General features: G+C 41.2%; 22 protein-coding genes and 3 riboswitches. Of the genes, 17 read left to right on the top strand and 5 right to left on the bottom strand.

The window, feature by feature from the left end; all coding sequences use genetic code 11:
* Window positions 1-30 precede the first annotated feature (30 nt).
* Window positions 31-663, top strand: a complete 633-nt coding sequence (gene pyrE / locus O3616_RS07660; RefSeq protein ID WP_371638539.1) for an orotate phosphoribosyltransferase — start codon at window positions 31-33, stop codon at window positions 661-663.
* A gap of 61 nt (window positions 664-724) precedes the next feature.
* Here the strand turns inward: pyrE and O3616_RS07655 are convergent, their stop codons facing one another.
* The 4 genes from O3616_RS07655 to O3616_RS07640 are packed head-to-tail and all read right to left on the bottom strand — an operon-like array spanning window position 725 to window position 3,679.
* On the bottom strand, window positions 725-1,591 hold the full coding sequence (locus tag O3616_RS07655; protein WP_020900138.1) for a cysteine ABC transporter substrate-binding protein: 867 nt from the start codon (window positions 1,589-1,591) through the stop codon (window positions 725-727).
* 11 nt (window positions 1,592-1,602) lie between these two features.
* Complete coding sequence (locus O3616_RS07650; protein ID WP_000005009.1) at window positions 1,603-2,361, bottom strand: amino acid ABC transporter ATP-binding protein; 759 nt, start codon at window positions 2,359-2,361, stop codon at window positions 1,603-1,605.
* A complete protein-coding gene (locus tag O3616_RS07645) occupies window positions 2,362-3,039 on the bottom strand; it encodes an amino acid ABC transporter permease (protein ID WP_203213150.1) in 678 nt (225 codons plus the stop codon).
* Window positions 2,999-3,679 carry an amino acid ABC transporter permease gene (locus tag O3616_RS07640; protein ID WP_214617436.1) on the bottom strand — a complete coding sequence of 227 codons (681 nt, stop codon included), beginning with the start codon at window positions 3,677-3,679 and terminating at the stop codon, window positions 2,999-3,001. Before O3616_RS07640 ends, O3616_RS07645 begins: the two co-directional genes overlap by 41 nt.
* A 215-nt stretch (window positions 3,680-3,894) precedes the next feature.
* Between O3616_RS07640 and lctO the strand changes: the two genes are divergently transcribed.
* The 11 genes from lctO to thiE (O3616_RS07585) all read left to right on the top strand — a co-directional run bounded on the left by lctO (window position 3,895) and on the right by thiE (O3616_RS07585) (window position 13,475).
* Entirely contained in the window at window positions 3,895-5,031 is a 1,137-nt protein-coding gene (gene lctO, locus O3616_RS07635) for an L-lactate oxidase (protein ID WP_049487053.1), read from the top strand.
* Window positions 5,032-5,188: 157 nt separating this feature from the next.
* Window positions 5,189-5,277, top strand: a riboswitch (TPP riboswitch).
* 214 nt (window positions 5,278-5,491) lie between these two features.
* Window positions 5,492-6,160, top strand: a complete 669-nt coding sequence (locus O3616_RS07630) for a TenA family protein (RefSeq protein WP_070842686.1) — start codon at window positions 5,492-5,494, stop codon at window positions 6,158-6,160.
* Window positions 6,161-6,436: 276 nt separating this feature from the next.
* Window positions 6,437-7,219 carry a hydroxyethylthiazole kinase gene (gene thiM / locus O3616_RS07625; protein WP_033683999.1) on the top strand — a complete coding sequence of 261 codons (783 nt, stop codon included), beginning with the start codon at window positions 6,437-6,439 and terminating at the stop codon, window positions 7,217-7,219.
* Between the two features lies 1 nt (window position 7,220).
* The gene (gene thiE / locus O3616_RS07620) at window positions 7,221-7,850 is read left to right on the top strand and encodes a thiamine phosphate synthase (RefSeq protein ID WP_049551889.1); all 630 of its coding nucleotides are present in this window, start codon (window positions 7,221-7,223) and stop codon (window positions 7,848-7,850) included.
* Between the two features lie 116 nt (window positions 7,851-7,966).
* A riboswitch (TPP riboswitch) is annotated at window positions 7,967-8,055 on the top strand.
* A gap of 161 nt (window positions 8,056-8,216) precedes the next feature.
* Window positions 8,217-8,777 carry an ECF transporter S component gene (locus O3616_RS07615; protein WP_049497440.1) on the top strand — a complete coding sequence of 187 codons (561 nt, stop codon included), beginning with the start codon at window positions 8,217-8,219 and terminating at the stop codon, window positions 8,775-8,777.
* Window positions 8,778-10,163, top strand: a complete 1,386-nt coding sequence (locus O3616_RS07610; protein WP_371638538.1) for an ATP-binding cassette domain-containing protein — start codon at window positions 8,778-8,780, stop codon at window positions 10,161-10,163.
* 1 nt (window position 10,164) lies between these two features.
* Window positions 10,165-10,815, top strand: a complete 651-nt coding sequence (locus O3616_RS07605) for an energy-coupling factor transporter transmembrane component T (RefSeq protein WP_371638537.1) — start codon at window positions 10,165-10,167, stop codon at window positions 10,813-10,815.
* Between the two features lie 10 nt (window positions 10,816-10,825).
* A complete protein-coding gene (tenA, locus tag O3616_RS07600; RefSeq protein ID WP_070842690.1) occupies window positions 10,826-11,518 on the top strand; it encodes a thiaminase II in 693 nt (230 codons plus the stop codon).
* Window positions 11,519-11,522: 4 nt separating this feature from the next.
* Complete coding sequence (thiW, locus tag O3616_RS07595; RefSeq protein ID WP_371638536.1) at window positions 11,523-12,047, top strand: energy coupling factor transporter S component ThiW; 525 nt, start codon at window positions 11,523-11,525, stop codon at window positions 12,045-12,047.
* Entirely contained in the window at window positions 12,047-12,850 is an 804-nt protein-coding gene (locus tag O3616_RS07590) for a hydroxyethylthiazole kinase (protein WP_371638535.1), read from the top strand. Before thiW ends, O3616_RS07590 begins: the two co-directional genes overlap by 1 nt.
* The gene (gene thiE, locus O3616_RS07585) at window positions 12,843-13,475 is read left to right on the top strand and encodes a thiamine phosphate synthase (protein WP_371638534.1); all 633 of its coding nucleotides are present in this window, start codon (window positions 12,843-12,845) and stop codon (window positions 13,473-13,475) included. The genes O3616_RS07590 and thiE (O3616_RS07585) overlap by 8 nt, the downstream gene beginning before the upstream one ends.
* Window positions 13,476-13,520: 45 nt before the next feature.
* Here the strand turns inward: thiE (O3616_RS07585) and thiD are convergent, their stop codons facing one another.
* Window positions 13,521-14,312 carry a bifunctional hydroxymethylpyrimidine kinase/phosphomethylpyrimidine kinase gene (thiD, locus tag O3616_RS07580; RefSeq protein WP_371638533.1) on the bottom strand — a complete coding sequence of 264 codons (792 nt, stop codon included), beginning with the start codon at window positions 14,310-14,312 and terminating at the stop codon, window positions 13,521-13,523.
* Window positions 14,313-14,395: 83 nt separating this feature from the next.
* Window positions 14,396-14,493, bottom strand: a riboswitch (TPP riboswitch).
* A gap of 183 nt (window positions 14,494-14,676) precedes the next feature.
* Between thiD and O3616_RS07575 the strand changes: the two genes are divergently transcribed.
* The 5 genes from O3616_RS07575 (at window position 14,677) to O3616_RS07555 (ending at window position 20,307) form a co-directional block, all read left to right on the top strand.
* A complete protein-coding gene (locus O3616_RS07575) occupies window positions 14,677-15,072 on the top strand; it encodes a CopY/TcrY family copper transport repressor (protein ID WP_371638532.1) in 396 nt (131 codons plus the stop codon).
* 10 nt (window positions 15,073-15,082) lie between these two features.
* A complete protein-coding gene (locus O3616_RS07570; RefSeq protein ID WP_371638531.1) occupies window positions 15,083-15,454 on the top strand; it encodes a cupredoxin domain-containing protein in 372 nt (123 codons plus the stop codon).
* A 9-nt stretch (window positions 15,455-15,463) separates the two neighbouring features.
* Entirely contained in the window at window positions 15,464-17,707 is a 2,244-nt protein-coding gene (locus O3616_RS07565; RefSeq protein ID WP_371638530.1) for a heavy metal translocating P-type ATPase, read from the top strand.
* 322 nt (window positions 17,708-18,029) lie between these two features.
* Window positions 18,030-19,805 carry a pyruvate oxidase gene (gene spxB, locus O3616_RS07560; RefSeq protein ID WP_371638529.1) on the top strand — a complete coding sequence of 592 codons (1,776 nt, stop codon included), beginning with the start codon at window positions 18,030-18,032 and terminating at the stop codon, window positions 19,803-19,805.
* A gap of 154 nt (window positions 19,806-19,959) precedes the next feature.
* Window positions 19,960-20,307: a VOC family protein gene (locus O3616_RS07555; RefSeq protein ID WP_371638528.1), complete on the top strand. Its 348-nt coding sequence runs from the start codon at window positions 19,960-19,962 to the stop codon at window positions 20,305-20,307.
* Window positions 20,308-20,366: the final 59 nt, after the last annotated feature.

The following is a 20,366-nucleotide window of genomic DNA, read 5'->3' as shown; positions in this document are numbered from 1 at the left end:
AATAGATTAGAAAAACAAAAGGAGAAGACCATGACACTTGCTAAAGATATCGCTAGCCACCTCTTGAAAATTCAAGCCGTTTACCTCAAACCAGAGGAGCCTTTCACTTGGGCATCTGGTATCAAGTCACCCATTTATACGGATAACCGTGTGACCCTTGCCTATCCAGAAACTCGTAGCTTGATTGAAAATGGTTTTGTGGATGCTATTAAAGCAGAATTTCCAGAAGTAGAAGTGATTGCAGGAACTGCAACAGCAGGAATTCCACATGGAGCTATCATTGCTGATAAGATGAACTTGCCATTTGCCTACATCCGTAGCAAACCAAAAGACCACGGAGCTGGTAATCAAATCGAAGGTCGCGTGGCTCAAGGTCAAAAGATGATAGTGGTTGAAGATCTCATTTCAACTGGTGGTTCTGTTCTTGAAGCTGTAGCAGCAGCTAAGCGAGAAGGAGCAGATGTGCTTGGAGTTGTAGCAATTTTCAGTTACCAATTGCCAAAAGCAGATAAGAACTTTGCGGATGCTGGCGTGAAATTGGTGACACTTTCAAACTACAGCGAACTCATCCACCTAGCCCAAGAAGAAGGTTACATCACACCAGAAGGATTGGACCTTCTAAAACGCTTTAAAGAAGACCAAGAAAATTGGCAAAATGCTTAAAACATAGAAAATCAGGTAGTCACTAGGATTACCTGATTTCTTTTTGTGATTTCATTGAGTATTAGTCAACTTTTCCACCTTCAACAACAAGATCATCTGCTTTAGCAGCGTCACCGTAGGTTGGGTGAAGTGTTTTTTCATAGGCCTTGTGGAAGAAGTTTTCCTTGCCTAATTTTTCAATATCTTTATTGATGAAGTCTAGCAGTTCTTGGTTTCCTTTTTGAACTGCTGCTGCGATGGTATCTGGATCACCGAGGGAAGTAATTCCTACTTCAAATCCTTTGTTTTCAAGTGCCCAAGCTAGGACTTCCGTATTGTCAGTAGAGAAGGCATCTCCACGTCCGTCAAGAAGGGCTTGGTAAGAGTCACTGTATTGGTCGTATTTTTGGAGCTTGATTTCTGGATGATTTTTTTCAAAATATGTCTCAGCAGTTGTTCCTTTTGTGACAATCAAGGTTTTACCTTCCAATTGTTTGACATCTGTAATGAGACCAGTCTTAGGCGATACGACACCAAGTGAAACTTTCATGTAAGGAAGGGCAAAATCGACTTGTTTCTTACGTTCGTCTGTTACTGTAAAGTTAGCAAGGGTAATATCCACCTTGTTTGAAATCAAGTATTCAGCACGGTTAGCAGCATCGACAGAAACGTATTTAACCTTTACACCAAGGTCTTGGGCCAGTTGGTTCCCAAGTTCGATATCGTAACCTTGGTAAGAACCATCATTGTCAACGTAACCAAACGGTTTCTTATCTCCAAACACGGCGATTCGTAGCTCACCGCTTTTTTTGATTTCATCAATAGTCCGAGCCTTGGCAGTCGTTTTTCCAGATGATGAACCAGCATTTCCACCTGAGCTACAAGCTGTGACAAAGATTAGGGCGAAGGCAAGTGCCAAAACAGTTAAGAGTGGTTTGAATAGTTTCATAAGAATCTCCTTTATAGATATGAGCCAAATTGGCTAAAGTCAAAGACGTTTAAAAATTCCTGGGCTCGTTTGGTTTGCGGATTGGTAAAGAAGGCTTGAGCTGTTCCTTCTTCAGCGATTTTCCCTTGGTCGAGGAAGATAATCCGATCGGCAATTGCTTGGGCAAACTGCATTTCATGGGTTACTAAAATCATGGTACGGCCTTCTTGGGCCAAGTCATTGATGAGTTCTAGAACCTCACGTACCATTTCTGGATCCAGCGAAGCAGTCACTTCGTCAAAAAGGATAATTTCTGGGTGCATGAGGAGAGCACGAACAATTGCAACCCGTTGCTTTTGTCCACCAGATAATTGACGGGCAAAGCTATGTTGTTTATCTAGCAAACCAACACGTTCCAGTAGTTGCAAAGCCTCTTCCGTTACTTCTTTCTTGTCTCTTCCCTGAGCCTTGATAGGACCTAGGATGAGGTTTTGTAGGACATCCAGATGGGGAAAGAGTTCATAGCTTTGAAAGACCATGCCAATCTTTTGGCGAACTAGGTGAAAATCTTTTTTATTTTCAACGATAGACTGACCATCCAGCAGGATATCTCCACCTTGAATACTTTCTAAGCCATTGAGGCAACGAAGGAGGGTACTTTTCCCACAACCAGATGGCCCCAGAATAACCACAACTTCCCCTTTTTTGATTTCTAGAGAAAGTCCTTGGAGGATGGGATTGTCTCCGAAGGATTTTTTTAGTTCCTTGATTTCTAAGATAGTTTCAGACATTTAGTTCCTCCAATGTTTTTCTAAGTGAGTGGATAGTTTGGAAATAGGAAAGCAGACTGCGAAATATAAGACTAGAATGGTTCCATAAATCCAAAAGGAAGCAGTTGGGATGGTCAAGCGATTGCTATCGATGATTTGTTGTCCAACCTTGGTAACCTCTACAACTCCAATCAATACGACTAAGGAAGTGGTTTTGATCATCCGAGTGACAAGGTTAATGGCCTGCGGTAGCAGTCTTCTCAAAACCTGTGGGATGATAATGTGGTAGTAAAGTTGAACATTGGTCAAGCCGAGCGCCTGTCCACTTTCAAACTGATGTTTAGGAAGGGAAGTGATAGCTCCACGGACCAAGTCCCCCATTTCAGCTGTTCCCCAGAGGGTAAAAACGATAATAGCTGAAGTCTCACCTGAGATATTGATATTAAAGTTTCGAGCTAATCCAAAGTAAACAATGAAGAGTAGCACCAGCTGGGGCATGATACGGATGAATTCCAGATACAATCGTGTTAAAAATCGTACGATTCTAGAATGGGAGGTCATGATGATTCCCATGACTGTTCCGAACATCATGGATAAGAGGACAGACAGGATGGATATCCCAATCGTAACGCTCAATCCCTGTAAGATTCTCAGGAGATTATTTCCCTGGAAGAGTACTTGGATTCCCGAATCCTGCATGGCGGAGCCTCCTTTCTATCCAGCTAAAGACCAGTGAGACGGGTAGCAACATGATAAGGTAAGCAACTACCAACATAGCAAGCGCAATGTCTGTTTCATAGTAGAGCCCAATCAAGTCTTTGGCGACGTACATGAGGTCGGCCAAAGCTACTGCCGAGAAAATAGAGGTTTCCTTGATGAGGAAAATGACATTGGCACTAAAAGATGGTAGAGCAACCGCTGTTGCTTGTGGAATAACCACATAGCGAAAGACCTGTACAGGTGTCAGACCGATAGCTAATCCAATCTCCTGCTGGGTTTGACTGACGGCTTCCAGCCCACTTCGGAAAGATTCTGCCATATAGGAGCCTCCTAAAAAGACCAGTCCCAGAGTAGCACAGACTTCTGAAGATAGGACAATCCCTATTCGGGGAAGTCCGAAGTAGAGAAAGAAGAGTTGAATCAAAAGGGGCGTGTTGCGTGACAATTCAATGTAGGCTGTCGCTATTTGCGCCAAAACAGGAATTCGATAATGTCGGATGATACTAACGATTAAACCGAGCAGAAAGGATCCCAGAATTCCCCAAACTGCAATATGCAAGGTTAGAAAGAATGCCTTTTGATATAGTGGTAGATATTGTTCAACAATGGACCAATCCAAAAATAGAACCTCCCATCTAGAAATAATATAGTTATTGTAGCACTTAAAAGTTCCTTTGGATAATATGTATTTTTTATTGCCGTTATAAGGATTTTTTATCATAGACAGAATCTTTCTGAAATTTCCAAACAAAATATTTGAAAAGTTTTGAAAAAAGAGTTAAGATATTTTTGTAATATACAAAGTAAACGCTTACTTATTAAGGAGGGCATTTTATGTCATACAAAACAAGCAATGCAGAAGGTCATGTAGATTTCATCAATACCTATGATTTGGAGCCAATGGCGCAACAAGTTATCCCTAAAGCAGCATTTGGCTATATCGCTAGTGGGGCGGAAGATACTTTCACTCTGCGTGAGAATATTCGTGCCTTTAACCACAAACTCATCGTTCCGCATACGCTTTGCAATGTAGAAAATCCAAGTACAGAGATTGAATTTGCAGGTGAAAAATTGTCTTCACCAATCATTATGGCGCCTGTTGCGGCCCATAAATTAGCAAACGAACAGGGTGAAGTAGCTACTGCGCGTGGTGTGCATGAGTTCGGTTCTCTTTATACAACTAGCTCTTACTCTACTGTAGACCTTCCTGAAATTACGGAAGCCCTTCAAGGGACACCTCACTGGTTCCAATTTTACTTTAGTAAGGATGACGGTATTAACCGCCACATCATGGACCGTGTGAAGGCTGAAGGTTATAAAGCGATTGTCTTGACAGCAGATGCGACTGTAGGAGGCAATCGTGAGGTGGACAAGCGCAATGGTTTTGTCTTCCCAGTTGGCATGCCGATTGTTGAAGAATATCTACCAGAAGGTGCTGGTAAATCAATGGACTTTGTTTACAAATCAGCTAAACAACGTTTGTCTCCACGTGATGTAGAATTTATCGCTGAATACTCTGGACTTCCTGTTTATGTCAAAGGGCCACAATGCCGTGAGGACGTTGAACGTTCTCTGGGTGCAGGTGCCTCTGGTATCTGGGTAACCAACCACGGTGGTCGCCAAATCGACGGTGGACCAGCTGCCTTTGATTCACTTCAGGAAGTAGCAGAAGCGGTTGACAAACGTGTACCAATCGTCTTTGACTCAGGTATTCGTCGTGGTCAACACGTCTTTAAAGCCTTGGCTTCAGGAGCAGACTTGGTAGCTATTGGCCGCCCGGTTATCTATGGCTTGGCCCTTGGTGGTAGTGTCGGTGTACGCCAAGTCTTTGAACACTTGAATGCAGAATTGAAGACAGTTATGCAGTTGTCTGGAACTCAGACTATTGAAGATGTTAAACACTTTAAACTTCGTCATAATCCATACAACCCAACCTTCCCAGTTGATCCTCGTGACTTAAAATTGTATTAATAAAACAGCTTGCCTTCACTGAATGTGGAGGTTTTTGCTTGTGTTTTAAACGTTTTAATAAAAGGAAATCATATAAAAGTCTATATAAATATATTTTCCAATCAAATATCTTGCTAGGGCTTTCATTTTTTGCTATACTGGTGCAGTAATTAAATAATAAAGACATTTGGGGTGCTTTAGGCTGAGATGATACCCATTGAACCTGATACAGTTAAGACTGGCGAAGGGAAATGTGAAACGTTTTTTCGTATGGCGAAATGAACAATCTAATCTTGTAAGTCAACTCTAATTCTTGATGGTAATTGGAGTTTTTTTGTTTATAGAAGCTGGATGAAGGTGATACAAAGCATTTAGGTAGCTCTTCTTGAACGCCCTTGATTTTCTTTAAAAAGGTCAAGTAAAACTAGGATTTTCTTGATGTTTTGTTGATTACGTACGAGTAAAGAGAGGAAAAGTAAATATGGAAACACAAGACTATGCATTTGAGCCAGGTTTGATTGTTGGAGAATTATTAAAAAGGAGTCAAGATGATTGGCAGGCTGCAATCAATCATCGTTTTGTTAAGGAACTTTTTGCGGGGACAATTGAGAATAAGGTCTTAAAAGACTACCTAATTCAAGATTATCACTTCTTTGATGCCTTCTTATCCATGCTGGGTGCTTGTGTAGCCCACGCAGACCAGCTTGAATCCAAGCTTCGTTTTGCCAAGCAACTAGGCTTTCTTGAAGCAGATGAAGACGGTTATTTTCAAAAGGCTTTCAAAGAGTTAAAAGTATCTGAGAATGACTATCTGGAAGTGACCTTGCATCCTGTAACAAAAGCCTTTCAGGAGCTTATGTATTCTGCTGTATCATCATCAGACTATGCCCATCTTTTAGTCATGCTGGTCATTGCAGAAGGTCTCTATTTAGACTGGGGTTCTAAAGATTTAGCTCTACCTGAAGCCTATATTCATTCGGAATGGATCAATCTCCACAGAGGTCCTTTCTTTGCAGAGTGGGTTCAATTTCTGGTTGACGAACTCAATCGTGTCGGGAAAAGTCGAGAAGATTTGACAGAACTTCAGCAACGCTGGAACCAAGCAGTCGCTTTAGAATTAGCCTTTTTTGATATTGGTTATGACGCTTAGAGAAGGTTTAGGATATTTACAAATTTGATGAGGTAGTTCTCTTCGAAAATCTCTTCAAACCACGTCAGCTTCACCTTAGATTATATATGTGACTGACTTCGTCAGTCTTATCTACAACCTCAAAGCAGTGCTTTGAGCAACCTGAGGCTAGATTCCTAGTTTGCTCTTTGATTTTCATTGAGCATAAATCATTCAATGTAAAAAAAATTTCTTAACGAAAGATAGAGATAAATCGAAATCAGTAGATCGTATAAAGTGAAAAGGAAGGATTTCAATATGACAAGTTTAAAATTATTAAAAGAAAAAGCACCTTTGGTCATTTGCATCACCAATGATGTAGTAAAAAATTTCACAGCAAATGGATTAGTAGCACTGGGTGCATCACCAGCTATGAGTGAGTTTCCTGCAGATTTAGAGGATTTGTTAAAGTATGCTGGTGGTTTATTAATAAACATAGGAACATTGACAGATGAAAATTGGAAATTATACCAAGCTGCTTTGAAAATTGCAGAGAAATATAATGTCCCAGCAGTTTTAGATCCTGTAGCCTGTGGAGCAGGAGAATATAGAAAAAAAGTAGCAGATGATCTAATCAACAATTATAAACTAGCAGCGATTAGAGGAAATGCTGGCGAGATTGCCTCTTTAGTGGGAATAAATGTGGCATCTAAAGGAGTAGATAGTGCAGGCGTAGATAATATTGATGAAATTGCTCTAGCAGCAAATGAGAAGTTCAATATTCCAATAGTAGTAACAGGTGAAGTGGATGCTATTGCGGTAAATGGAGAAGTGGTAACGATTCATAATGGTAGTGCCATGATGCCAAAAGTTATTGGGACAGGATGCTTGTTAGGTGCTGTAGTAGCAAGCTTTATCGGACTAGAAAAAGGTCAAGAATTGAAATCATTAGAAACAGCAATGTTGGTTTATAATATCGCTGGAGAAATGGCAGAAAAACGTCCAAATGGACATCTTCCTGGAACATTCAAAGTGGAATTTATAAATGCCTTATATGAGATTACAGATGAAGATGTAAAGGAATTCAAAAGAGTGAAGTAAAATGTTTCATAAGGAATTATTAAAACTATATTTTATTTGTGGAACGACTACTTGCCAAGGAAAAGATCTATATACAGTCGTTGAGGAAGCCTTAAAAGGTGGGATAACCTTATTTCAATTCCGTGAAAAAGGTGAGGGATCCTTAGAAGGTAAAGAAAAAGTCGAATTAGCAATTAAACTACAGAATCTTTGTAAAAAATACAATGTTCCATTTATCGTTAATGATGATATAGATTTGGCGATGGAAATTGACGCTGATGGCGTACATGTAGGACAAGATGACCTTGGAGTTGATGAAATTAGAAAATTGATGCCAGAAAAAATAATTGGTCTTTCTATAAAAAACGAGGAAGAATTTCAACAATCAAAAGTTGAATATGTAGATTATGTTGGTGTTGGTCCTGTATTTGATACCCAGTCAAAGGATGATGCTGGTGGTGCTATAGGTTATGAAGGTCTTAAATTGATGAGAAAACTATTGCCACAACTGCCCTTAGTTGCAATTGGTGGGATACAGACGAAACATATTAAAGACATTATGAAGACCAATGTTGACGGCGTTTCAATCATTTCAGCAATATCATATGCAAAAAATATAGAAAAAACTGTTCGAGAAATGAGTGAACAATAGGTATGGATCTAACCAAAGAAAGATCTGCTGTCTTTGTGAGTGCAAGTCTGTATTTCCCAGTTCAATTTCTTGAACTAGAATAAATCGTTTGTTATAATATTTATATAATTAAATAATAAAGACATTTGGGGTGCTTTAGGCTGAGATGATACCCATTGAACCTGATACAGTTAAGACTGGCGAAGGGAAATGTGAAATGGTTTTTTTTCGTATGTCGAAAAGAACTGTCTAATCTTGTAAGCTAAACTCTAATTCTTGATTGTAATTGGAGTTTTTTTGTTTATCAAAAGAGGATAGGCTGGACGTTAAGTCTTTCGGTAGCTTACCTTGAATGCCCCACTTTTCTTTAAAAAAAGGAGTTTTTTTATGTTGAAAAAATGGCAGTTAAAAGATGTTATTTTACTTGCTTTCTTGTCTATCTTTTTTGGTGGCGTTTTTGTAGGATCCGGCTATCTGTTTGATATCCTCACTCTGATTTTAGCCCCTCTTGGCTTGCAGGCCTTTGCCAATGAAATCCTCTTTGGTCTCTGGTGTATGGCTGCGCCCATTGCTGCCATCTTTGTTCCAAGAGTCGGAAGTGCAACGATTGGTGAAGTGCTAGCTGCGCTTGCTGAAGTCCTTTATGGTAGCCAATTCGGTCTAGGTGCCCTTTTGTCTGGCTTGGTTCAAGGTTTGGGAAGTGAACTTGGTTTTATCGTAACCAAGAATCGCTATGAAAGTTGGCTCTCTCTAACTGCCAATAGTATTGGGATTACGCTTGTTAGTTTTGTCTATGAATACATTAAGTTAGGTTACTACGCCTTCTCCCTTCCTTTTGTCCTTTCCTTGCTTGTAGTACGTTTTATTTCCGTCTTTTTCTTCTGTACCATCTTGGTTCGTGCCATTGTCAAACTTTATCATCAGTTTGCAACTGGAGGCAAGGCATAGATGGGGCTGGAACTACGAGCGATTCAGTCCCCAATCTTCTCTGAGCCTATTGATTTTACTTTTCATGCGCAAGCCTTTACCTTGTTAGTTGGGAGCAGTGGTTCAGGAAAATCTAGTCTTTTTCAAATGATTGCCCAAGTTAGTTCTCTTCCCTATAGCGGTCAAGTCCTGATAAATGGGAGCGAGGTCAGTCAGCTTTCTATCATCGAACGTGTCCAGACGGTTGGTATTCTCTTTCAAAATCCCAATCATCAATTTACCATGGAGAACTTGTTTGAGGAGCTGATTTTTACCTTGGAGAATACTGGGCATCCCGTTCAGGAAATTGATTCTAAAATAGCAGAGGTGGTCCAGCAATGTCGCTGCAAGGCAATATTGCACCGTCCCATCCATCACTTATCAGGTGGGGAAAAGCAAAAGGCTGCTTTGGCTGTTCTTTTTGCTATGAATCCTAGGGTCTATCTCTTGGATGAACCTTTTGCTTCCATTGATCGCAAGAGTAGGATAGAGATATTGGAGATTCTAAAAGAGTTGGTCTCTGATGGGAAGACAGTTATTTTGTGCGACCATGATTTATCTGATTATGAAGCCTATATCGACCATATGGTGGAGCTAAGAGATGGACAACTAAGGAAAGTGTTTCAAATCCCTACCTCTGAGATGACACAGGCTGTTTCAAAGGAAGTTGCTTCTAGCCCAGAACTATTCCATATGGACCGAACGACTTGTGAGCTGGATAATCGCCCCCTATTTTCAATTGCGGATTTTACATTCTACCAAGGAATTTCCTGTATCTTGGGAGACAATGGTGTCGGGAAATCAACCCTCTTTCGGTCTATTCTTCAATTTCAAAAGTATAAGGGGCGCATTACTTGGAAGGGGACAGTCCTGAAAAAGAAAAAGAGTTTGTATCGTGAGCTGACGGGTGTTGTTCAGGAAGCTGAAAAACAGTTTATCCGAGTCAGTCTGCGAGAGGAACTTCAATTAGATGGACCTGATTCTGAAAGAAATCAACTAATTTTCCAAGCTTTAGGATATTTTGATCTGGAGCAGGCGCTCGATAAGAGTCCCTATCAATTAAGTGGTGGTCAGCAAAAGATTCTTCAGCTCTTGACCATCTTGACTAGCAAGGCTTCTGTGATCTTGCTAGACGAACCTTTTGCAGGTTTGGATGATAGAGCTTGCCATTATTTTTGTCAGTGGATTCTGGAGGAGAGAAATCAAGGAAGAAGTTTTCTGATCATTAGCCATCGTTTAGATCCCTTGATCTCTGTGGTTGATTATTGGATTGAGATGACTAGTCAGGGTCTCAGTCATGTGAAAGAAGTGACAATTACCAAACCACTCATATCTCAGAGTAGCAATACCCAAGGGGAGGTGAAGTAGTATGGTCAAAGTAGCAACCCAGACACCGATTATCAGTCTCTTCTTGCTGATTTTATCCTTGGAAACATCTTTCATTCCTTCGATTGCTCTGAATCTTTCGGTAGTCGCATTTTGTATTCTCTTTATGCTCTATTACCGCCGATTTAAAGTATTGGCTTGGATGATTCTTCTTGCCATTTTGCCATCCTTTGCCAACTACTGGGCAGTTCAGTTACATGGAGATGCTTCGCAGGCAGTCATGCTTGGAACGAGGGCCTTTGTGACCGTTTGTATTGGTCTTGTCTTTGTTTCCTCTATTTCCCTAAAAGAGCTTCTCTTGTACTTGGCTCAAAAGGGGTTATCACGCTCTTGGGCCTATGCCTTGATTGTGGTATTCAATTCCTTCCCCCTCATTCAGCAAGAAATCAAGTCCCTCAAGGAAGCGTGCTTATTACGCGGTCAAGAACTACATTTTTGGTCGCCCTTGATTTACAGCAAGGTTCTGATGACAGTCTTTAGGTGGCGCCATCTTTACCTGAGAGCCCTGTCGGCGCATGGATATGACGAACATGCACAGGTGGAGAATCGCTATCGGACTTTTTATATTCCTAAAAAAACAATATTCATCTACCTGCTTTTCTTTTTATTGCTTCAAACCAGTCTATTTTTATAAAGGAGTTATTATGGAATTTACAGATATTGCGATGGAATTATCCAAGGAAGCTTGGCAGGCATCCTTTCATCATCCCTTTGTTTTACAGTTGCAAGAGGGGAATTTAGAACCTGCAATTTTCCGCTATTACTTAATTCAGGATGCCTACTATCTGAAGGCTTTTTCAGAAGCCTATCACCTCTTGGCTGAAAAGACTTCCAACCAAGAGATGAAGAGACTCTTGAAACAAAATGCTCAGAGTCTAGTGGAGGGTGAGTTATTTATCCGCCAACAATTTTTCAAGGAATTGGAAATCAGCGATCAGGAAATGGAGCAACATCCAATCGCTCCAACCTGCTATCATTATATCTCTCACATTTATCGGCAATTTGCAGAGCCAAACTTGGGCATTGCCTTTGCAAGTTTGCTGCCTTGTCCTTGGCTATATCATGATATAGGCAAATCACTTAATCTTAAACCATCACCAAATCCTCTCTACCAACAATGGATTGAAACTTATATTACGGATGAGTTGGAGCAGCAGATCAGAGAGGAAGAAGTTTTGGTCAATCAGCTCTATCGAGAAAGTGACGAGACAGACAAGAAAAAAATGCTAGATGTCTTCCACATCAGTGTTCATATGGAAGCTAAGTTTTGGGAAATGGCCTACCAACACCAGACATGGAAGAGCGATTTACAGTCTTTAGAAACAGGAGAAGAATAGAAATATGAGAAACCACCAATTACAGGTTCACAAATTAACCATTTTATCCATGATGATTGCCCTTGATGTAGTTCTTACGCCTATCTTTCGGATTGAGGGAATGGCACCTATGTCCAGTGTAGTCAATATTCTAGCAGGAATCATGATGGGACCTGTTTATGCCTTGGTTATGGCTACAGTGACAGCCTTTATCCGTATGACGACTCAAGGGATTCCGCCTTTAGCTCTCACAGGAGCGACTTTTGGAGCCCTTCTAGCAGGTCTCTTTTATAAGTATGGTCGAAAATTTCACTTTTCTGCCTTAGGAGAAATTGTGGGAACAGGTATTATTGGTTCAATTGTTTCCTATCCTGTTATGGTGCTTTTTACAGGATCAGCGGCTAAGCTTAGCTGGTTTATCTACACGCCTCGATTTTTCGGAGCAACCTTGATTGGTACAGCGATTTCCTTTATTGCCTTTCGATTTTTAATTAAGCAGGAATTCTTTAAAAAAGTGCAGGGATATTTCTTTGGTGAAAGGATAGACTGATGCAGGCATTGACAAATCCTTTTCCTCTGGAAAAGACTTCCCTCATTCACTGTATTACCAATGAAATTTCTTGTGAAATGCTGGCAAATGGGATTTTGGTTCTGGGATGTAAACCTGTCATGGCAGATGACCCTCGTGAGGTTCTCGATTTTACTAAGCAAAGCCAGGCACTCTTCATCAATTTGGGGCACTTGTCAGCTGAGAAGGAAAAAGCAATCCGTATGGCAGCTTCTTATGCAGCTCAAGCTGGTCTCCCAATGGTAGTAGATGCGGTTGGCGTAACGGCTTCAGTTATTCGTAAGGGCTTAGTCAGAGATCTTTTAGAATACAAGCCTATGGTCCTTAAAGGAAATATGTCAGAAATCCGAAGTCTTGTTGGTTTAAAGCACCATGGAGTTGGGGTTGATGCGAGTGCTAAAGATCAAGAAACTGATGATTTGCTTCAAGTCTTGAGAGACTGGTGTCAGACCTATCCTGGTATGTCATTCTTAGTTACTGGCCCCAAGGACCTCATCGTTTCAAAGAATCAGGTTGCTGTATTGGGAAATGGCTGTGCAGAATTGGACTGGATAACAGGGACAGGAGACTTGGTTGGAGCCTTAACAGCTGTTTTTCTCAGCCAAGGAAAGACAGGTTTTGAAGCTTCTTGCTTAGCAGTCTCTTATCTCAATATCTCTGCTGAGAGAATAGTTGTTCAAGGAATGGGATTGGAAGATTTTCGTTACCAAGTTCTCAATCAGCTTTCGCTCCTCAAAAGAGATGAAAACTGGCTAGATGCTATCAAAGGAGATGTTTATGAATAGAAAGGCGCTTAGACTCTATCTGGTAACAAATCGCTACCAAGATTCCGTGGAAAGCTTTCTTGAAAAGGTTGAGACGGCTTGCCGTTCAGGGGTTACTATAGTCCAATTGCGAGAAAAAAATCTTACAACCAATCAATATTATCAACTGGCAAAACAAGTCAAGGAAATAACAGATGCCTATCAGGTACCCCTGATCATCGATGATCGTTTGGATGTCTGTCTCGCGGTTGATGCTGCTGGTCTGCATATTGGCGACGATGAACTACCAGTTTCGGTTGCTCGACAAGTCTTGGGTCCTGAAAAAATCCTAGGTGTAACTGCCAAAACGGTGAAAAGAGCATTAGAAGCAGAAGAATCAGGGGCGGATTACTTGGGGACAGGAGCAATTTTCCCTACAACGACTAAGGAGAATGCCCCTATCACTCTGATTTCAACCTTGAATGATATCTGCCAAACAGTTAGTATTCCAGTTGTAGCCATTGGAGGCTTGACGTCAGAGAACATTGACCAGCTTATCGGCACGGGTATAGCTGGTGTAGCTGTCGTACGTGATTTGATGCAGGCAGAAGATATAGAAGAAAAAACACAAGCTTTTTTAACAAAGCTAGATGACATTATTTCCTAATCAAAAACTCTCTAATTCCCTTAAAGTGGGAACTAGAGAGTTTTTTTAATCTTTAAAGCTTGTATGGTTGACTGGGCCAGAACCATGACCGAGTTGAGGGGCGTCTTGGATGGCTTTCGTGATAAAGGCCTTGGCTTTATCGACTGCTTGATGGAGGGTTTTCCCCTTGGCTAGTTCAGCAGTAATCACTGCAGCAAAGGTACATCCAGTACCATGGGTGTGGCAGGTTTGAATTCTTGGGCTTTCCCAGACAAATTGGTCGTCCTTGGTAAAGAGGAAATCCTTGGCACCGCCTTCGAGATGCCCACCTTTGATGACCACAGACTGAGGACCAAATTCTTTTAAAATCAGGCGACCGGCACGCTGCATGTCTTCAGGATCATGGATTGAAAAACCAACAATCTCTTCTGCCTCAGGAAGATTGGGTGTGATGATGGTTGCAAGTGGAAGCAGGTTTGTTTTTAGGTAGCTTCTGGCACTGGTATCAATCAGGGTGTCTCCACTAGTAGCGACCATAACAGGGTCAAGGACATAGGGACAATCCAGCTTTTTAAGATAGGGCTGGATGATTTCCATGATTTCGGTAGTTGCCAACATTCCAGTTTTTACAGCCTGAGGTGGAATATCCGAAAAGACACTGTCTAATTGGGCTTTCAACATTTGAGGAGAAACGTGCTCGATTAGCTGAACACCTCTGGTATTTTGAGCGACAAGACTGGTCACAACGGCCATTCCATAGACATCTCTAGCTTGGAACGACTTTAAGTCAGCCATAATGCCAGCACCACCACTAGGGTCAGTACCTGCAATGGTTAAAGCAACGGGTAAATAAGTCATCTAAAACCTCCCAACCAACTGAAGTTTGTATTCTTAAGAACAAGCTAGTCTGTTTTAGAAAGGCAATAGAAGACTGCTAGTCCCCATTATCATTTCCACTTCCATCAGCTAGCATTACCTAGATTGAGTCAAAGGGTCTAACAGTCGTTAATCTCAGCTTTACGCACCCCTAGTGGTTGTTTTCTTTTTTCTTTAGTATAGCATATTTTTATAGTTTATATAGTAAGATTTGACTGAAAATCCTTTATCAAATGGTTAAAATTCAATTTTTAAAAGAAAAGATTAATTTCATAGTTGACAAATGTAGATTTTAAGAGTATACTGATAATTGTAATTGACAAATGTAGATTTTGGAGGTGTGATTATGCAGATTTCAGATGCAGAATGGCAGGTTATGAAGATTATTTGGATGCAAGGAGAGCAGACCAGTTCAGATTTGATTAGGGTTCTGGCGGAGCGGTTCGACTGGTCCAAGTCGACCATTCAAACTCTTTTGGCTCGTTTGGTTGAGAAAGAGTGTCTGACAAGGAAAAAAGAAGGCAAGTTCTTTGTCTATTCAGCCCTTTTAACTTTGGACCAAAGTCGGGATTTACTTGTCCAAGATATCAAGGACAAGGTTTGTTCTCGTAGGATTAAGAACTTGTTGGCTGATTTGATTGCTGAATGTGATTTTACTCAGGCTGACTTAGAAGACTTGGAAACTGCGATTTCTAAGAAGAAATCAAGCGCTGTAACAGAAGTAAAATGTAATTGTATGTAAAGGAGACGTCATGTTAAATAGCGTTGTAACTATTATTTGTATTGCCCTTATCGCGTTTATCTTGTTTTGGTTTTTCAAAAAGCCTGAAAAATCTGGACAAAAGGCCCAGCAAAAAAACGGCTACCAAGAGATTCGAGTGGAAGTCATGGGGGGCTATACGCCTGAGTTGATTATCCTCAAGAAATCAGTGCCAGCCCGCATTATCTTTGACCGCAAGGATCCTTCACCATGTTTGGACCAAATTGTTTTTCCAGATTTTGGTGTACATGCGGACCTGCCAATGGGTGAAGAGTATGTAGTGGAAATCACGCCTGAGCAGGCTGGAGAGTATGGTTTCTCTTGTGGAATGAATATGATGCACGGCAAGATGATTGTAGAATAGGAGAATGATATGACTGAAATTGTAAAAGCAAGTCTTGAAAATGGTGTTCAAAAAATTCGTATCACGGCAGACAAAGGCTACCATCCAGCTCATATACAGCTTCAAAAAGGGATTCCAGCTGAGATTACCTTTCATCGAGTAACTCCTTCAAACTGTTACAAGGAAATTCTGTTTGAAGAAGAAGGCATCTTGGAACCAATCGGCGTAGATGAGGAGAAAGTCATTCGTTTTACACCTCAAGAATTAGGTCAACATGAATTTTCTTGTGGTATGAAGATGCAAAAGGGAAGTTATACAGTTGTTGAGAAGACTCGAAAATCTCTATCACTTTTACAGCGTTTTTGGATTACTAGTATCTTTACTGTGCCTCTTGTGATCCTCATGATTGGGATGTCGACAGGAGGAATTAGTCACCAAGTCATGCGTTGGGGCACCTTTTTGGCCACAACACCGATTATGCTAGTAGCAGGTGGTCCTTATATCCAAAGTGCTTGGGCTAGTTTTAAAAAGCACAATGCCAACATGGATACCTTGGTTGCTCTGGGAACCCTAGTGGCCTATTTCTATAGCTTAGTTGCCCTCTTCGCTGGTCTCCCAGTTTACTTTGAAAGTGCTGCATTTATCTTCTTCTTCGTTCTTATGGGAGCTGTTTTTGAGGAGAAAATGCGGAAAAATACTTCCCAAGCTGTGGAGAAATTACTTGACTTGCAGGCTAAAACAGCAGAGGTATTGCGAGATGAACGCTATGTTCAAGTTCCCTTGGACCAAGTCAAGGTAGGTGACCTGATTCGAGTGCGTCCCGGTGAAAAGATTGCGGTTGATGGTGTCGTAGTAGAAGGTATCTCTAGTATTGATGAGTCTATGGTGACAGGTGAGAGTCTGCCTGTGGACAAGACAGTTGGAGATACCGTCATTGGTTCAACCATCAATAATAGTGGAACACTTGTTTTTAGAGCAGAAAAAGTTGGTTCAGAGACTGTTTTGGCTCAGATTGTGGATTTTGTGAAGAAAGCTCAGACCAGTCGTGCGCCGATTCAGGACTTGACGGATAAGATTTCAGGGATTTTTGTCCCAGCAGTTGTCATTTTAGGGATTGTGACCTTTTGGGTTTGGTTCGTCTTGCTCAGGGATAGTGTAGTTGTGCTTGGAGCGAGCTTTGTGTCTTCGCTTCTCTATGGAGTAGCAGTTCTGATTATTGCCTGCCCTTGTGCATTGGGACTTGCAACACCGACAGCCCTTATGGTGGGGACAGGTCGCAGTGCCAAGATGGGAGTTCTCCTCAAAAATGGAACGGTTCTACAGGAAATCCAGAAAGTTCAAACTATCGTCTTTGATAAGACCGGAACTTTGACTGAAGGGAAACCTGTGGTCACAGATATCATCGGCGACGAAGTAGAAGTGCTTGGATTGGCAGCTTCCTTGGAAGAAGCTTCTCAACACCCACTGGCTGAAGCCGTTGTGAAACGAGCGAGTGAAGCTGGACTTGAGCTTCAAACTGTTGAAAATTTCCAAGCCTTGCACGGAAAAGGTGTCTCAGGGCAAATCAATGGAAAACAAGTTCTGCTTGGAAATGCTAAAATGCTGGATGGCATGAACATTTCTAGCACTTATCAAGAAAAACTAGAAGAACTGGAAAAAGAAGCTAAGACAGTTGTGTTCTTGGCTGTTGAGAATGAAATCAAAGGCTTGCTTGCTCTGCAAGATATTCCCAAGGAAAATGCCAAGCTTGCCATCAGTCAGTTGAAAAAGCGTGGTCTTAAAACAGTCATGCTGACAGGAGACAATGCTGGTGTGGCGCGTGCTATAGCCGATCAGATCGGAATCGAAGAGGTCATTGCAGGTGTCTTACCAGAAGAAAAAGCCCATGAAATTCATAAACTACAAGCAGCTGGGAAAGTAGCCTTTGTTGGGGACGGTATCAATGACGCTCCTGCCCTCAGTGTAGCAGATGTGGGGATTGCTATGGGAGCTGGAACAGATATTGCTATCGAGTCAGCAGATTTAGTGTTGACAACCAATAACCTCCTAGGCGTGGTTCGTGCCTTTGACATGAGTAAGAAAACCTTTAATCGAATTCTGCTCAATCTTTTCTGGGCCTTTATCTACAATGTCGCCGGAATTCCGATTGCAGCAGGAGTCTTTTCAGGTGTTGGACTGGCCCTCAATCCAGAACTGGCAGGTCTAGCTATGGCCTTTAGTTCTGTATCTGTTCTGACTAGTTCACTCTTACTAAACTTTAGTAAAATAGATTAAAAGCGGGCTTGCTCGCTTTTTATACTCTTCGAAAATCTCTTCAAACCACGTCAGCTTTATCTGCAACCTCAAAGCTGTGCTTTGAGCAACCTACGACTAGCTTTCTAGTTTGCTCTTTGATTTTTATTAAGTATTATAAAACAGAAACTAAAAACGTTTTCAAACTGTACTGTAATAGAGAATAAAAACTTCTGAGCAGATTCTTAGTAAAGTCAAAATAAATGTGATAAATTAGTATTGTAAAAATTTACTGAAACGTTTTCAAAAACTATATGAAACCTTTTTTAGTAGATTTAAAAATATTTGAAGGAGAGTTATCATTATGACTCAAGGGAAAATTACTGCATCTGCAGCAATGCTTAATGTATTGAAAACATGGGGCGTAGACACAATCTACGGTATCCCATCAGGAACACTCAGCTCATTGATGGACGCTTTGGCTGAAGACAAAGACATCCGTTTCTTGCAAGTTCGCCACGAAGAAACAGGTGCTCTTGCAGCGGTTATGCAAGCTAAATTCGGTGGTTCAATCGGGGTTGCAGTTGGTTCAGGTGGTCCAGGTGCGACTCACTTGATTAACGGTGTTTACGATGCAGCTATGGATAACACTCCATTCCTAGCAATCCTTGGATCACGTCCAGTTAACGAACTCAACATGGATGCTTTCCAAGAATTGAACCAAAACCCAATGTACAACGGTATCGCTGTATATAACAAGCGTGTAGCTTACGCTGAGCAGTTGCCAAAAGTTATTGACGAAGCTTGCCGTGCTGCAGTTTCTAAAAAAGGTCCAGCTGTTGTTGAAATCCCAGTAAACTTCGGTTTCCAAGAAATCGACGAAAACTCATACTATGGATCAGGTTCATACGAGCGTTCATTCATCGCTCCTGCTTTGAACGAAGTTGAAATCGACAAAGCTGTTGAAATCTTGAACAATGCTGAACGTCCAGTTATCTATGCTGGTTACGGTGGTGTGAAAGCTGGTGAAGTGATCACTGAATTGTCACGTAAAATCAAAGCACCAATCATCACAACTGGTAAAAACTTTGAAGCTTTCGAATGGAACTATGAAGGTTTGACAGGTTCTGCTTACCGTGTTGGTTGGAAACCAGCCAACGAAGTGGTCTTTGAAGCAGACACAGTTCTTTTCCTTGGTTCAAACTTCCCATTTGCTGAAGTTTACGAAGCATTCAAGAATACTGAAAAATTCATCCAAGTTGATATCGACCCTTACAAACTTGGTAAACGTCATGCCCTAGACGCTTCAATCCTTGGTGATGCAGGTCAAGCAGCGAAAGCAATCCTTGACAAAGTAAACCCAGTTGAATCTACTCCATGGTGGCGTGCAAACGTTAAGAATAACCAAAACTGGCGTGATTACATGAACAAACTCGAAGGTAAAATTGAGGGTGAATTGCAATTGTATCAAGTTTACAATGCAATCAACAAACATGCTGATCAAGACGCTATCTACTCAATCGACGTAGGTGACACTACTCAAACATCTACTCGTCACCTTCACATGACACCTAAGAACATGTGGCGTACATCTCCACTCTTTGCGACAATGGGTATTGCCCTTCCTGGTGGTATCGCTGCTAAGAAAGACAATCCAGATCGCCAAGTATGGAACATCATGGGTGACGGTGCATTCAACATGTGCTACCCAGACGTTATCACAAACGTTCAATACGACCTTCCAGTTATCAACGTTGTCTTCTCAAATGGTAAATATGCCTTCATCAAGGACAAATACGAAGACACAAACAAACACTTGTTTGGTTGTGACTTCCCTAATGCTGACTATGCGAAAATCGCTGAAGCTCAAGGAGCTGTTGGATTTACAGTTGACCGTATCGAAGACATCGATGCAGTTGTTGCAGAAGCTGTTAAATTGAACAAAGAAGGTAAAACTGTTGTGATCGATGCTCGCATCACTCCACACCGTCCACTTCCAGTAGAAGTACTTGAATTGGATCCAAAACTTCACTCAGAAGAAGCAATCAAAGCTTTCAAGGAAAAATACGAAGCAGAAGAACTCGTACCATTCCGCCTCTTCTTGGAAGAAGAAGGGTTGCAATCACGAGCAATTAAATAATTTCTCTCGTCGAAAATCAAATGTAAACTGTGTTATCTTCACCTTGCCGTACTCCAGTACTGCCTGCGGTTTGATGCCTTGTTTGTTCTTTGATTTTCATAGAGAGAAACTTGAAAAGATCGGAGCAATCCGGTCTTTTTCTGGAGGATAGTAAATGAATTTAAATCAATTAGATATTATCGTTTCAGATGTTCCCCAAGTCTGTGCTGACTTGGAGCGTATTTTGGATAAAAAATCCGATTATGTTGATGACAGTTTTGCTCAATTTACGATTGGCAGTCACTGTCTGATGTTGTCCCAAAATCATTTGATTCCTTTGGAAGATTTTCAGTCAGGAATCATTCTTCATATCGAGGTTGAGGATCTAAATCAGAATTACCAACGTTTAAAAGAGATCAGTGTCGAGGTTTTACACGGTATTTGTGAAACGGATTGGGGAACAGAATCCTTGCTTGTAAAAGGTCCAGCTGGTCTAGTGATTGATTTTTATCGTATGAAATAAGGGTATAGTAGAGTTTGATTGCCAACAAAAGTTATAGCATAAGAGGGGATTTCGTTACT

The organism is Streptococcus sp. 27098_8_86 (genome assembly GCF_041432595.1).
Lineage (GTDB): Bacteria > Bacillota > Bacilli > Lactobacillales > Streptococcaceae > Streptococcus > Streptococcus pneumoniae_F.
This window is presented reverse-complemented; position numbering and strand designations above follow the sequence as displayed.

Bases quoted from the DNA above. Each gene is read 5' to 3' on its own strand.
- O3616_RS07645 (WP_203213150.1), bottom strand. From the start codon at position 3,039: ATGCAGGATTCGGGAATCCAAGTACTCTTCCAGGGAAATAATCTCCTG.
- thiE (WP_371638534.1), top strand. From the start codon at position 12,843: ATGAATAGAAAGGCGCTTAGACTCTATCTGGTAACAAATCGCTACCAA.
- lctO (WP_049487053.1), top strand. From the start codon at position 3,895: ATGTCATACAAAACAAGCAATGCAGAAGGTCATGTAGATTTCATCAAT.
- O3616_RS07610 (WP_371638538.1), top strand. From the start codon at position 8,778: ATGGGGCTGGAACTACGAGCGATTCAGTCCCCAATCTTCTCTGAGCCT.
- pyrE (WP_371638539.1), top strand. From the start codon at position 31: ATGACACTTGCTAAAGATATCGCTAGCCACCTCTTGAAAATTCAAGCC.
- O3616_RS07655 (WP_020900138.1), bottom strand. From the start codon at position 1,591: ATGAAACTATTCAAACCACTCTTAACTGTTTTGGCACTTGCCTTCGCC.
- tenA (WP_070842690.1), top strand. From the start codon at position 10,826: ATGGAATTTACAGATATTGCGATGGAATTATCCAAGGAAGCTTGGCAG.
- O3616_RS07630 (WP_070842686.1), top strand. From the start codon at position 5,492: ATGGAAACACAAGACTATGCATTTGAGCCAGGTTTGATTGTTGGAGAA.
- O3616_RS07605 (WP_371638537.1), top strand. From the start codon at position 10,165: ATGGTCAAAGTAGCAACCCAGACACCGATTATCAGTCTCTTCTTGCTG.
- thiM (WP_033683999.1), top strand. From the start codon at position 6,437: ATGACAAGTTTAAAATTATTAAAAGAAAAAGCACCTTTGGTCATTTGC.
- O3616_RS07590 (WP_371638535.1), top strand. From the start codon at position 12,047: ATGCAGGCATTGACAAATCCTTTTCCTCTGGAAAAGACTTCCCTCATT.
- O3616_RS07575 (WP_371638532.1), top strand. From the start codon at position 14,677: ATGCAGATTTCAGATGCAGAATGGCAGGTTATGAAGATTATTTGGATG.
- O3616_RS07570 (WP_371638531.1), top strand. From the start codon at position 15,083: ATGTTAAATAGCGTTGTAACTATTATTTGTATTGCCCTTATCGCGTTT.
- O3616_RS07650 (WP_000005009.1), bottom strand. From the start codon at position 2,361: ATGTCTGAAACTATCTTAGAAATCAAGGAACTAAAAAAATCCTTCGGA.
- O3616_RS07615 (WP_049497440.1), top strand. From the start codon at position 8,217: ATGTTGAAAAAATGGCAGTTAAAAGATGTTATTTTACTTGCTTTCTTG.
- thiD (WP_371638533.1), bottom strand. From the start codon at position 14,312: ATGACTTATTTACCCGTTGCTTTAACCATTGCAGGTACTGACCCTAGT.
- thiW (WP_371638536.1), top strand. From the start codon at position 11,523: ATGAGAAACCACCAATTACAGGTTCACAAATTAACCATTTTATCCATG.
- thiE (WP_049551889.1), top strand. From the start codon at position 7,221: ATGTTTCATAAGGAATTATTAAAACTATATTTTATTTGTGGAACGACT.
- spxB (WP_371638529.1), top strand. From the start codon at position 18,030: ATGACTCAAGGGAAAATTACTGCATCTGCAGCAATGCTTAATGTATTG.
- O3616_RS07555 (WP_371638528.1), top strand. From the start codon at position 19,960: ATGAATTTAAATCAATTAGATATTATCGTTTCAGATGTTCCCCAAGTC.
- O3616_RS07565 (WP_371638530.1), top strand. From the start codon at position 15,464: ATGACTGAAATTGTAAAAGCAAGTCTTGAAAATGGTGTTCAAAAAATT.